The organism is Microvirga tunisiensis, from assembly GCF_009296175.1.
In the GTDB taxonomy this organism is placed as follows: Bacteria; Pseudomonadota; Alphaproteobacteria; order Rhizobiales; family Beijerinckiaceae; genus Microvirga; species Microvirga tunisiensis.
Window position 1 is genome coordinate 1 of sequence record NZ_VOSK01000214.1, and the last position, 11,304, is coordinate 11,304.

Genomic DNA, 11,304 nt, shown 5'->3' on the forward strand with positions numbered 1-11,304 from the left:
AAAGCGGACAATGTTGGTAGTCTCGTTCATGGCGTATCGCTCTCTCGAAGAGGTTCTGGCAGGCTCGACACCCGCCTCGATACGCCGCCCTTCTCACACCGTCATCACCCAGTTTCCGCCATAGCTCCACCCCTTCCTGGGGTGGGAGCTTCACCGGAGACTTGGCTCGGTCTCCATCGCCTTGATCTGTGTCTCGCCGACGATGCACTCAGATGCACTTGAAAGCGATTTGATCCGGTACTGGCGCTCGTGCGAGGTCTTGGGCAATACCTGGATGATCACGTAGGTGCCGGGATTGGCTCCCCTGGGATGGGCTGGAAGAACCGTCTGTCCAACCTGGAACTTGTGCGTCATGGGACACCTCGCCTCGAAACCTCACCGGTACTCGTGCTCGGACTGAACCCATGATGGCCGAAAGCTATTGGAGCTTCTACAAGGGCTCACAGCCGCAGAGATGCTTGACCACCATGTGGCGGCGACGTTCCCACTTTTTGTAACCCATGTAAACAGCTTCGCTAAAATCCGGACCTCCTGCGGCACTCCCATTCAGGAGACAAAAGTCTCGGCAACCTCGGTTCCGACGTGATGTTCTGCGAGATTGCTTCTCTTCGGAAAGCATCATGTGTGGTGTGCAGATGATCGAACTCTGCCATCAGCCAGACCTCCTCCAGCAGGCTCAGGTCCTTGAGCACTGGGCTGAGTGTCGCGAGCATGCTGTTGCGAGGCTGGAGCGTAAGGTCGAGCGCTTGCTTGATCAGAAGCGAGTGGAGCAGGCTGCACGTCTTCGCTGCGCAGGCCGTTACCTGCGCCACGCAGCGCTCCGCGAGCATCTGCACGCCGCCGCCTTGAGAGAAGCGGCTCAGCGATAACGCACCTTCCGGTTCGCTATCCCAGCTTGCATAGGTTGCCGTTGACCGCATTTCACTTGAGGTGCTAGGCGAGGTGCTTGTTCATCTCGAACATGCTGAGCTTGTGCTTGCCTCCGAACACCGCCTGAAGCTTCTCGTCGGCCATGATCTCGCGCTTGTTCTGCGGGTTCTGGAGCTTGTGCTTCTTGGTGTACTCCCACACCCTGCTCACCACCTCCGGGCGCGGCAGGGGAGCCGAGCCCACAATGGCCGCCAATTCCGGCGAGGGCTGTGACGGCTTGAGGAAAGCCGAAGTTTCCTTGTTGCCTTCGCTCGGGTCTGCCTTTCCCGGCTCGGGTTTCTCCGGTGTTGAAGGCGGCATGTAATCCCCCTCTGGGTGGAACCGAGAACGGATTTAGATGGCGGCCACGACCTTCGAGTGTTGGAGGGCGGCTTGCATCAGCCGATCCGGACCAAGATCGTGCCGGTTTTCCATCTGCAACATCTCGGCAAGCTGCGTGCGAGCCCGGTTGACCCGGCTTTTAAGCGTGCCCACCGCGACACCACACAGGGCCGCCGCATCCTCGTAGGACTTGCCTTGCTCCGCTACCAAGAGGAGGGCCTGATGCTGTTCTGGCGACAGGTGCGCCAGCGCCTTTCGAAGGTCTTGCAACATCAGCCTGGATTCCTGCTCGGGCTGAACCATCAGGCGTCTGGCGAAGCCGCTGTCCGGGTCTTCGACCTCCTGTCTGTACTTACGATGCTCCGAGTAGAAGCCGTTGCGCAGGATCGTGAACAGCCACGCCTCCAGGTTGGTGCCGTGCTGGAAATGATCCAGGTTCGTCCACGCCCGCAGGAGGGTACTCTGCACGAGATCGTCACTCCGGACCGGATCGCGGGTCAGATGCAGCGCAAAGGCTCGCAGGTGGGGCAGAAAGGCGGCAAGCTGGTCGCGCATGTATTGCGAGCGGCGACCCGCGCGGGCTTCCTCAACCAGCGCGAGGTGCTCAATGTGCGAGAGCGGATGGATGTGACGGAGCCGTGCCTGCTTGCGTCGTGCAGACCGACTGTGATTGGTCGCTTTGGGAGCGCGATGGCTGTGTCGGCGAGCGGCTTGGGTCATGGCCGTGCTCCACCTTGGCTACAGCTTCACCATACACCTACGGTTGCCCGTCAGCCAGCTAATTCAGGGAAGACAGTAGAGCCTGCGGGCGGCTTGACGCTCTGCGGGGGCAAGCGCACCATGCCTGTCACCTAGCCTCAGTCTGCGGAGGCTGTCATGGCTGAACACGATGACGATGTTGCCCTGATCCGCCGCTGGTTCCAGAAGCTCCAACTCTGCGTCCAGACGGTGGATTTCGCGGGCTCGCGCCCGCTCTTCGCCGACGACATCATCACCTTTGGCTCCTTCACAGCGTTCACGATGGGGCGCGAGGCCACCGAACACGAGCAGTGGCGTCAAGTCTGGGGCCATATCGACCAGTTCCGCTGGCGGTTGGATGATCTGCGCACCATCATCTCTGGTGACCGGCTCACGGCAGTGGGCATGGCGGTGTTCGAGTCCACTGGCTACACCGAAGGCGGCAAAGCGTTTGATCGGCCCGGACGAGCGACGGTGGTGCTCGGGCGGCAGGTCATCGGCGAGGAATGGATCGCCCAGCACACCCACGTGTCGCTGTTCCCTGGCACTCCCTCACGCTCCTTCGGCACCAAGCGGGAGCATCCGCCTGCTTTGTAGAAGAGACAACGCCGCCGACTGGAGGAGCTTGGTGCTTCAGAGCACGAGGCTGAGGTGCAATGACTGGCACGGGGAGGGCGCCCATGACCGAACGAACCTACAATGTCCTGTTTCTCTGCACCGGCAACTCAGCCCGCTCAATCCTGGCCGAAGGCATCCTGCGCAGGGACGGGCAGGGCCGCTTCGCAGCCTACTCGGCAGGCAGCCAGCCGAAAGGCATGGTCAATCCGCTGGCGCTGAAAGTGCTGGGCGACCACGGCTATCCGACAGACGGATATCGCTCGAAAAGCTGGGACGAGTTCGTGGCTCCGGGAGCGCCTGTGATGGACTTCGTGCTCACCGTCTGCGACAGCGCGGCTGGTGAAGTCTGTCCGGTGTGGCCAGGACACCCTTCCATCGCGCATTGGAGCATCGAGGACCCAGCCGCTGTTGGAGGTTCTGACGCGAACAAGGAACAAGCCTTCCTTCGCGCCTTCGAGTTCCTGAAGAGCCGGATTGGCACGTTCCTCCACCTGCCGCTGGTCAGCCTTGATCGGTTCACGATGGGCACTCGGCTTCAGGCCATTGGCCATTTGGAGGAAGCAGGCATGACTCCATCGAATGGAATTGACCTGCATCAGCGGTAGGGTGAGGCCGAGCAGCACAAAGGCAACAACGTCAAACTGGTGTGGCTGGGTCGCTTGCTGAATGCTGGATTTCCGCCAGGATGGGCTCGGGCGTGAACGGCGAGCGCTCAACCGGCAGCACCTTGGCCATCGCGCCAAAGGCGCGCAACTCGTCGAGAACATGCTTCATCGGTTCTGACAGTACGGCTTGCCGCGCCTCCTCCATAGTGTGGAACTCCAGCAGGGTGAACGTATCAGGGCTGTTCTGAGGAGCGGCGCGATAGGCCATGAAGGACACGGCTCCAGGCATCTTCAGAAGCTGGGCGATCCAGTCGTGAACGTGCCGGTTGTAGTTGTTCCAGTTCCGGGTGTCGGTTGGACGGTCATACTGCAACATCAGGTAAGCCATGAGCCACCTCCAGGTCAGCGTTTCTGTGAGGCTCCATCGCCCCTATCAGAGCTTTCTCACGACCCAGACTTGATCGCGAGCACGTAGATCACAACAATAGCGGCGATCAGGAGCACCGCGATCAAGGTTTGGGAGAGCATTACATGAAGCCCAAGATCACAGCCCCGCAAAACAAGAATGCCAGACCAGCAACAACGAGCGCTTCGTTCTCGAAAGAAATGTAAGACTTAATTCTCCTGAACATCATGCCCTCCTAACTTCATGGAAGTATACGTCGTCCTCGACAGCAAGGGTATGTTCGTTTTCAGCTTGGACATGCCCGAGAACAAGCGTCGCGTTGGTGCTGAGGATGCGGCAAGGGCCTTGCAACAACTCAGATTATCTGAGTTTCGACTGACATCAAAAAGCCTGCGCTCGGTCGTCTAATCTCAGCATGAGCAAGGCTCCGAAACGACCGAGCCAGCGTGACGACCTCAGACGGTGGGACAATGAGGGCGGTGCGCCACGCTCCGGGCATTCCTCTCACGAGCCACATCTCACACCCAAGTACGAGACGGAACCGGCTCTATACTACTTCAATATCAGGACGCAGATCGGCATCATTGAAGACCCGGAAGGAGAGACGTATCCTAGCCTCCAGATCGCCCGAAAGGACGCACTCGCCAAAGCTCGCGCCATGATCACGGAAGGTGATCAGAAGGGCGAGGATCGGCATGACTGGCATTTTGAGATCAGGGACCGTGCCAATCAACATGTCCTGACGGTCGCGTTTTCAGAAATCTCTGACGCGAAGCTGACCAGCCAAAGTGGGGCAGGCTAATTGTCAGTGCCACCATCGTGGAGAAGGCGAGCTTATCATGAGCAAGACGCCGCTGAGTCCGATCCAGAGAGTTGTCAACTCGGTCTGGAAGGCCGTGCGGATGCTGGAAGAGCGCCCCGCGCCGACTCCGAAAGGCAAGCTGCACGGGCGGCGAGGCTATGGCGACAGCGATATTCCGGCACCGGATCGAGACCTTGACTCCAAGTGAGCCGAAAGGAAGCTCCATGAATGCTCATGTTCTCAAGTCTGCGCTGGCTTTTAGTGTTCTGGCTCTTCCCCTTGGGGCTTGCCAGACGGACCCTGGAGCAGGGTTCGCGACCGGGGCTGCGGGCGGTGCTGTCATCGGCGCGGTGGTGGGTGGTCCAGTCGGGGCTGCTGTCGGCGGAGTCGCCGGGGCAGCCACAGGCGGGGTTCTCAGTGCCGAGGAGGCGCGACGGGTCCGCACGTATGTGGCTGCGCAACGAAGCCCCTCTATCCAAATTGCTGAACCGGTGACAGTGGGTCAGCCCGTGCCACCTCGCGCACGCCTTGCCCCACTCCCGGCCAGTGTCGGTCTCCGCAATCCCTACCGCTACACCATTGTAAATGACCGAGCCGTGTTGGTTGATCCGCGCACCGGTCGGATTGTGGAGATCATCAACTAAGCGTCTCGTCAAATAGGCATCGGAGAACACGGCTCTCTGCGCCTCCGAGACAGCAGCAAAATGCCGAAGGGGCCATGAGGCCCCTTCTTGTTAGATTCATACCTACCGAGCGTATTTGAACTCGGGAGCCGCCTTTAGCTGATCCTTGGTCATGTTCGTTGTCAGCATCGCATGATCCGGAGCCGAACGGGCAGCCGTATCAGCGGTCCGGTCTGTGGCGACCGTGCCGGTGGTGGTTGGCGCAGTTGGGCTGGCCGCCCCCGGAGCCGTTGCGGTGGCCCGTGGAGTGGCCGGGGCATTCGGAGTGGTGGCCGCCGTGCCATCCGTGGTGGTCGCGGTGGCCACAGCCCGTGGCTCGTTCACGAGTTTGACCTGGTCGAAGGGAATGGCCACGTCACGCTCGCCGATCCCCAGGAAGCCGCCGACGCCCACGACCACGGCTTGGATTTTGCCGCTGCTGTCCACGAGCAGTTCGCTGATGTCGCCGATCTTCTCGTTGTTCTGGTTATAGACATCCAAGCCTTCGAGCTTGGAGGCCCGCCATTGTCCGGGCTGCTCCTGGGTCATCCAGTTGCCCGCGTTCATCTGCGCGGGGGCTGCCGTTGAACCGGCAGGAGGAGCCGTGGCCGAGCCTGCGGGCGGGCTGGTTTGGGCCAGAGCCGGGGCGGCAATCAGAGTTGTACCAAGTAGAGCTAACGCAAGATGCTTCGCAAACATGTGTTCCTCCATCAGTCGTTCTTGCGCCACGCGGCGCATACCATAACAACGGGAGGCCAAGCCCCTTCGTTCGGCTCAACTTTCTTTCTTCAGCGGCAGGAACTGACCCAGGTGGGGCGACATTGCCTTACACCGCATGATTTCTCCTGAAACTCTAATCCCCGTCCTCAGACGGGGTTTTGTTGCAACCCGTCAGCCTCGATGTTGATCACTGCCGTAATCCTTCGCAGGCTGAATTAGGAGCGTGAGATGACCGACACGACCGTGACAAAGGTGAGCAGTGCCTACTCACCGACTGGCGACCAGGGCGAGGTCTACCTCGCATCAGGCAAACGGGTCTCCATGCGGCTGTGGCGGGATGAGGAACCGACCCAGGACAAGCCCTCGCATAAGCACGAGTACGAGGTGGTTGGCTACGTCATCTCCGGACGGGCTGAACTGGAGATCGCGGGGCAGACCGTACGGCTGGAGCCGGGAGACTCCTGGGTGGTGCCCGCCGGGTCTGAGCATACCTATCGTATTCTGGAGACGTTCACCGCAGTCGAAGCGACCGCTCCTCCTGCTCAGGTACATGGCCGCGAGCAGTCTTAGCGTCACTGCGCCAACCGCCACGGTTAGCTGTACTTGACTCCTTTCACGCTTTTGAGAGCCTTATTGCACCGCTCAATGTGATCGCGAGCCCGCCGTTGCATCTCAACGGTATTGTGGCAGGGTTCATCGACCTCTTGCTTGCAGAATGGACAGATCATCGGACCGACCTCTCTGGTGACGGGGCGTGTCAGGCCAACAGCGGTGCGGGATCAGAGTTCCCATGTGTGACTTCACAGTTCGATAGCAAGGATCGCTGTCAGCGAACGCATTGTCGGTGGAATCTTGCCTTTGAGGCACCAAGCATCACTCCAGACGCTCTTTGTGCATGGAGCCTCAGCATCACTGTCATCAAAAAGCCAAGGTATCTGCTCTTGATCTCATGATGAGCAAAGCCCCGAAGCGCCCGAGCCAACGTGATGACCTCAGACGGCAGGATGACGAGGCTGGTGCGCATCCGCCAAAATCCTCCACCCGTAAGCCGCGCGCCGCTGCGAAGCGCAAGGCAGACACGGTTCTGGACTCCGTGAGCGCTGAGATACCCAACGGGATAATGGAAGGTCCAGACGGGAACACTGTCTCCAGCCTCCCGTCCGAACGGGGCGATACTCTCGCCAGAGACGGCAGCTTGGTCGCCGAAGGCAATCAGAACGAGCCGGATCGGCAAGGCCCACACAGCAGGATCAGAGACGAGGTCGAGCAACCAGTGAAGCCGGTCGCATTAACGGATGGACTTGCTCCAACAGAGCCCAATCAGGGCATTGCAAGCGATCTGCCCCGGCCCAGCGAAGAGGCAGAAATGCAACTCAAAGAGAGGCGAGGATCAACTCAGCATCACCCTATGGCCCATGACCTCCAGTCGGACAGCCGTGAGGATGGTCAAAGCTCATCCCGCAGTGCTCCTGAAGGTACAGTTCAACGAGCGATCCGGGTGTGGAGCCCACGTCTTCAGACTGCATCGGATCGGATGAGGAATGTCGCGGGACGTGTGAAGGTCTGGACGCACGAGAGAGCAGCGCGCAGGGCTCAGATGAGTCAGCCGACTAAGGAGCCAGCAAACCCCATCTACATCCTTGCGGCCATCACCCTTGGCATTCCGGCTTTGCTGTTGATCCCGCTGATCGGGATGAACCCCGGAGTCCAAGAAGGCACCTTTGCGACCGTTCTGGGCTTTCTTCTGCTCTCTGCCTTTGTCACGGCAGTGGTGTTCGAGATCAAGAGGCTCGCTGATCAACCCTCCGACGCCGATCACCACTAACGGTGTGAGGATGGCGCTACACAATCAGGCGAGAAGAGCGCGCGCGGGCAGTTAGACCTACTCCTCCATCCAACCAGTGGCAGGTCGCTTATGGCACTGCGTTGGCGGAAGCGGCTTTGATGTCCTGTGGCTTCACCACCCGCTCGGCTCCGGTCATGGTCTTGATGAGGTAAGCAGAGGTGTGTTCATCTCGGGCGGGAAGAATCCGGGTGACACAATAGGTCCGACTCTCTCCCTGACCATGGGGCGACTGAAGACGGACAAGCTGACCGATCTGGAATGTAGGCTGCATGGGCTCTTCCTCAAAGCCAGGGCAGGATTGCCATCGCGTCGCAAGCCGACGCACAGCAATCCTGATTACTCTGAAAGTTTTAGCGAGCGAAGATTTCACAGGTCATCAATTCGTGCCTTGATCTTGATCAATTAAGAAGGTTAGAACAGCAAAGCTATTGTCTTACGATCAACTTCAGGGGTGAGGTAATCCCTCTGCGGCAAGGTGGCTTATACGAAAGAGTGATCGTGATTGTCGGGTTTCATACAGACACAAGGCGTGTCTTTCCAGTATTTCCCGTCGCGCCTTCAGCAAACATTTGGTCAGCACAGCCCGACGCTCACCTGCATTCTCATGCAGAGGTGGCCGAAATTCGAAGCATGACCATGTCTGCTGAAATAAGACAGTTTAGGGATGAACGTTTCTTGAAAATGGGCCGTGCTGAGCTTAAGCACCTGAATAAGGGTGCGGCTCAGCACGGCCCATCGGGGGCCGCAATGCAGAACCAGCAGCATGTCTCTTCTACGCTGAACCGCCTGATCATCGGCACGAACCGAAGCTTCGATTTGCATGGTCTGTGGCAGAGCACATCGCGCACCCTATCGAATCTCGACTTTGAGCACCAGCACGAGATACAGCGCGTGGAGCGCAGCAGAACCGATCTGATGCTGAAGATGCAGATTGTAGAGAACCTTCAGCGAAGGCACCGTGAGCGCCGTCAGCCCTACGTGATGCTGATTGCCGAACTCCAGAAGCACCTCTCGTCAGCCGTGTCGGACGATCTCCAGGCGGCAGGCTGATCAGCTTTTTAGTTCCATCGGCTTATTTGCCCCTACGAGCCGGAACCTCAAGCGCCCTCGACGGGCGCTTTTTCTTGTATGTGCTGATCCTCCATTACTGAATGCAGATGTTGACGCGAGTGTTCCATTGTATCTTCTGCTACGAAGTTCCTCAGCCAATACTCGCCACTCGTAAGACATCTCGGCCTTACTGTGCGTCTTCACAGAGATGTGACTCCATGCCACGGTTAGGAGTCTTGTTCTAACTGGATCATTGTCTGGAATCCGACAGACGCAACCCTCGTAACTTGTTTACCTTCTCTTAACGGAAGAGATTAAGCAGGGGGCACGGATGACTGCGCAAACGCTGACGCTTGTACATGATCGCTCATCGGACGCGGACACCTCGTCCACCATTCATCCCGCAGCTATCCCAACGGCCCTGATCTGTGACAACTTCCTCTTGCGCTCAGGGCTTCAAAACATCCTCCGGGGAACGTCGTTTGCTCTTGTCGAGGCAGCGTCTGCCACAGGGCAAAGAGGGCTCCAACACGCACTTTCGAAGCCTGCCCTAGTCATCGTCGATGCCCATCAGACCACCGGTCATGTGCTTGAGGTGATCAGGCAGACCAGAGAACACTTCCCTCAGGCGCGGATCGTGGCTCTGGCGGATCAGTTCGACCTCAGCTTTGTACGATCAGGGCATGAGGCAGGCGTGAACGGCTTCTGTTTAGCAGGCAGTGCCCCCGAGGTTCTAATCAAGTCGCTTGAACTGGTGATGCTCGGGGAGACCCTACTGCCCTTCGAGGTCCTGCGCACTTTCATGGGCGGGGCTTCCCAGAACCAGGAGCAACCGCTCCAGGGCAGCACGACAGAGCCGAAGCAGTCTGACTTGAATGCTTGCAAACTCTCGGCGCGAGAAAAGGAAATCCTGGGATGCTTGACGCAAGGCGAGCCGAACAAGGTCATCGCGCGCAAGCTCGACATCACGGAAGCCACCATCAAGGTCCATGTCAAAGCTATCCTGCGCAAGATCGGGGCCTCCAATCGCACCCAAGCAGCCATCTGGGCGTCTCAGCGCGTGAAGCAAAGAGATGGAGCATCAGTGAATGGCTGAGGTGAAGATCGCGGTAGGAGATCAGGTCCGCGTTCACTTTCACGCTCCTGGTGCGATGAGAAGTTATTGCGAGGGCGCGCTTCGGTCAGGAGCCATGGCTCACGTTCCAAGTCTGAGAGAGCCTCAGCCCGAGGCACTGCGACAGGAACTTCGTGAGCGGTTTACCGCAGCGGCAACGGCCCGAGGTCTCACCTAAACATTCTCACGGACGTGCCGAGGGTCACGATTGAGATCGTGGAGGTGCTGTTCGCGGCTCTCACCCGTGCCATCCCTCTTTGAATAATCCCTTCTCCAGCAATGTCCTTACTTCTGCCAGTCCAGTCATTCTCTCGGTGTCTCTTGTCCGGACCTTCCGCAAGATCGACCTGATATACTCCTTCACGATTGGCTCCGCTAAGCGGAGATCAGAGGCAATCGAACTCACTTTGCCCCCTTCGCTGACACGCCGCAGGACCTCAGCTTCCACCTGAGAAAAGGCACAAGTATCAGCATTAAGCAGCTTAATGACGGTTCCTATCATTACGGATGCCCAAGCAGAGCCGAAAGTTCCCGCACATAGTTCTCCCGCCGTTCAAGGTAACGGGATTTGAGCATCGCCAGCGCTCGGTCTTTCACGCTCGCTTCTGGCAAGGTCCTCATGAGATGGTCGCGCTCGCGCTCATACTCATCGTCGATCTGTTTCAGAATAGACTGAAGGGATTTCATAAGCGGCTGAAGCTCTAAGGGGCCTGTGTAGCTGGACTCAGCCTCAGTGCTTGAAGTTCTACCCAGTGCCTGAACGGTCATATTCCAACCCTATTCTCACCTTGGGTGATGATGATCTACCAGAGGAAGGCACATTCTTCTGTTAGAAACATGACAATTCAGCAATTAAAATACGAATAGCAAGATATTTCAGCAATAATGATGCTTAAATAGGCGACAAGTGAGCAGAACATTAGCATCCAATGCAGCGGAGCGCTCCGGTTGAAGTATCTTGCCAAAGTTAAGCAAGGGGCATAGGTGAGGCCAAGATCACAGGCATCTGTTGTGCTGCACGGTCGTTCCTGCTGATCCTGTCAGAGCAGCATCTGTTCTACACACCTTCACAAACAGTTCCCGTGTGGCCGAGGACAAGAACATTATGAGCGAGAGCGTTACCTCTCCGAACTACATCGAACTCTGTGCTGACATCGTCTCGGCTTACGTCAGCAACAACTCCGTTCCCGCCGCCGACCTACCGTCGCTGCTCAACTCTGTCTATGCCGCCCTGACCAAGACTGCGCAGGGTCAGAAAGAGGAGCCCAAGGCTGAGTTGGTGCCTGCGGTTTCGGTGCGGAAGTCCGTCACTCCGGATGCAATCATCTGCTTGGAGGATGGAAAGTCATTCAAGTTGCTCAAGCGCGCATTGCATCGCCTGAATTGCTCCCTGATTTTGGATCGTTGCCTCATCTGATTTGCTCCCGAGCTCTGGCGAGCTGCGGGGGCGATGATGAGGCAGGTGAGCATGACAACACGCAATGAGCTGATC

Annotated in this window: 19 protein-coding genes; 11 read left to right on the forward strand and 8 right to left on the reverse strand. The window is 58.2% G+C overall.

Annotated elements, in window-relative coordinates; translation table 11 throughout:
• Positions 1 to 150 precede the first annotated feature (150 nt).
• Positions 151 to 354 (reverse strand): hypothetical protein, encoded by a 204-nt coding sequence (locus tag FS320_RS30230; RefSeq protein WP_152715976.1) that lies wholly within the window; start codon positions 352 to 354, stop codon positions 151 to 153.
• 266 nt (positions 355 to 620) lie between these two features.
• Here FS320_RS30230 and FS320_RS30235 point away from each other — a divergent pair, with 266 nt between their 5' ends.
• A complete protein-coding gene (locus FS320_RS30235) occupies positions 621 to 869 on the forward strand; it encodes a hypothetical protein (protein WP_152715977.1) in 249 nt (82 codons plus the stop codon).
• A gap of 64 nt (positions 870 to 933) precedes the next feature.
• Here the strand turns inward: FS320_RS30235 and FS320_RS30240 are convergent, their stop codons facing one another.
• Complete coding sequence (locus FS320_RS30240; protein WP_152715979.1) at positions 934 to 1,230, reverse strand: SWIB/MDM2 domain-containing protein; 297 nt, start codon at positions 1,228 to 1,230, stop codon at positions 934 to 936.
• Between the two features lie 33 nt (positions 1,231 to 1,263).
• The gene (locus FS320_RS30245; RefSeq protein ID WP_244627489.1) at positions 1,264 to 1,971 is read right to left on the reverse strand and encodes a sigma-70 family RNA polymerase sigma factor; all 708 of its coding nucleotides are present in this window, start codon (positions 1,969 to 1,971) and stop codon (positions 1,264 to 1,266) included.
• 156 nt (positions 1,972 to 2,127) lie between these two features.
• On the opposite strand from FS320_RS30245, the gene FS320_RS30250 reads away from it, so the two are divergent.
• Both FS320_RS30250 and FS320_RS30255 read left to right on the forward strand, forming a co-directional pair.
• A complete protein-coding gene (locus FS320_RS30250; protein ID WP_152715981.1) occupies positions 2,128 to 2,586 on the forward strand; it encodes a YybH family protein in 459 nt (152 codons plus the stop codon).
• A gap of 83 nt (positions 2,587 to 2,669) precedes the next feature.
• Complete coding sequence (locus tag FS320_RS30255) at positions 2,670 to 3,212, forward strand: arsenate reductase ArsC (protein ID WP_152715983.1); 543 nt, start codon at positions 2,670 to 2,672, stop codon at positions 3,210 to 3,212.
• Between the two features lie 31 nt (positions 3,213 to 3,243).
• Here the strand turns inward: FS320_RS30255 and FS320_RS30260 are convergent, their stop codons facing one another.
• A complete protein-coding gene (locus FS320_RS30260; protein ID WP_152715985.1) occupies positions 3,244 to 3,600 on the reverse strand; it encodes a hypothetical protein in 357 nt (118 codons plus the stop codon).
• Between the two features lie 433 nt (positions 3,601 to 4,033).
• Here FS320_RS30260 and FS320_RS30265 point away from each other — a divergent pair, with 433 nt between their 5' ends.
• From FS320_RS30265 to FS320_RS30270, 3 genes are read left to right on the forward strand one after another with little or no spacing between them, the layout of a single operon-like run.
• On the forward strand, positions 4,034 to 4,420 hold the full coding sequence (locus FS320_RS30265; RefSeq protein WP_192926362.1) for a DUF6894 family protein: 387 nt from the start codon (positions 4,034 to 4,036) through the stop codon (positions 4,418 to 4,420).
• A 37-nt stretch (positions 4,421 to 4,457) separates the two neighbouring features.
• The gene (locus FS320_RS45365) at positions 4,458 to 4,628 is read left to right on the forward strand and encodes a hypothetical protein (protein WP_153885346.1); all 171 of its coding nucleotides are present in this window, start codon (positions 4,458 to 4,460) and stop codon (positions 4,626 to 4,628) included.
• Positions 4,629 to 4,644: 16 nt separating this feature from the next.
• Complete coding sequence (locus FS320_RS30270; protein ID WP_152715988.1) at positions 4,645 to 5,064, forward strand: DUF1236 domain-containing protein; 420 nt, start codon at positions 4,645 to 4,647, stop codon at positions 5,062 to 5,064.
• 102 nt (positions 5,065 to 5,166) lie between these two features.
• Here the strand turns inward: FS320_RS30270 and FS320_RS30275 are convergent, their stop codons facing one another.
• The gene (locus FS320_RS30275) at positions 5,167 to 5,781 is read right to left on the reverse strand and encodes a PRC-barrel domain-containing protein (RefSeq protein WP_152715990.1); all 615 of its coding nucleotides are present in this window, start codon (positions 5,779 to 5,781) and stop codon (positions 5,167 to 5,169) included.
• A 249-nt stretch (positions 5,782 to 6,030) separates the two neighbouring features.
• On the opposite strand from FS320_RS30275, the gene FS320_RS30280 reads away from it, so the two are divergent.
• On the forward strand, positions 6,031 to 6,372 hold the full coding sequence (locus tag FS320_RS30280; protein ID WP_152715992.1) for a cupin domain-containing protein: 342 nt from the start codon (positions 6,031 to 6,033) through the stop codon (positions 6,370 to 6,372).
• 1,027 nt (positions 6,373 to 7,399) lie between these two features.
• The gene (locus FS320_RS30285; RefSeq protein WP_152715993.1) at positions 7,400 to 7,627 is read left to right on the forward strand and encodes a hypothetical protein; all 228 of its coding nucleotides are present in this window, start codon (positions 7,400 to 7,402) and stop codon (positions 7,625 to 7,627) included.
• 88 nt (positions 7,628 to 7,715) lie between these two features.
• Here FS320_RS30285 and FS320_RS30290 read toward each other — a convergent pair whose 3' ends face one another.
• On the reverse strand, positions 7,716 to 7,919 hold the full coding sequence (locus FS320_RS30290) for a hypothetical protein (RefSeq protein WP_152715995.1): 204 nt from the start codon (positions 7,917 to 7,919) through the stop codon (positions 7,716 to 7,718).
• A 359-nt stretch (positions 7,920 to 8,278) separates the two neighbouring features.
• On the opposite strand from FS320_RS30290, the gene FS320_RS30295 reads away from it, so the two are divergent.
• Positions 8,279 to 8,698, forward strand: coding sequence for a hypothetical protein (locus FS320_RS30295; protein WP_152715996.1), 420 nt, complete (start codon positions 8,279 to 8,281; stop codon positions 8,696 to 8,698).
• 331 nt (positions 8,699 to 9,029) lie between these two features.
• Positions 9,030 to 9,794 (forward strand): LuxR C-terminal-related transcriptional regulator, encoded by a 765-nt coding sequence (locus tag FS320_RS30300; RefSeq protein ID WP_152715998.1) that lies wholly within the window; start codon positions 9,030 to 9,032, stop codon positions 9,792 to 9,794.
• Positions 9,795 to 10,050: 256 nt separating this feature from the next.
• Here FS320_RS30300 and FS320_RS50950 read toward each other — a convergent pair whose 3' ends face one another.
• Complete coding sequence (locus FS320_RS50950; RefSeq protein WP_152716000.1) at positions 10,051 to 10,314, reverse strand: LuxR C-terminal-related transcriptional regulator; 264 nt, start codon at positions 10,312 to 10,314, stop codon at positions 10,051 to 10,053.
• The gene (locus tag FS320_RS30310; protein WP_152716002.1) at positions 10,314 to 10,580 is read right to left on the reverse strand and encodes a hypothetical protein; all 267 of its coding nucleotides are present in this window, start codon (positions 10,578 to 10,580) and stop codon (positions 10,314 to 10,316) included. Before FS320_RS30310 ends, FS320_RS50950 begins: the two co-directional genes overlap by 1 nt.
• Before the next feature lie 316 nt (positions 10,581 to 10,896).
• On the opposite strand from FS320_RS30310, the gene FS320_RS30315 reads away from it, so the two are divergent.
• A complete protein-coding gene (locus FS320_RS30315; protein WP_338026201.1) occupies positions 10,897 to 11,229 on the forward strand; it encodes a Ros/MucR family transcriptional regulator in 333 nt (110 codons plus the stop codon).
• Positions 11,230 to 11,304 lie beyond the last annotated feature (75 nt).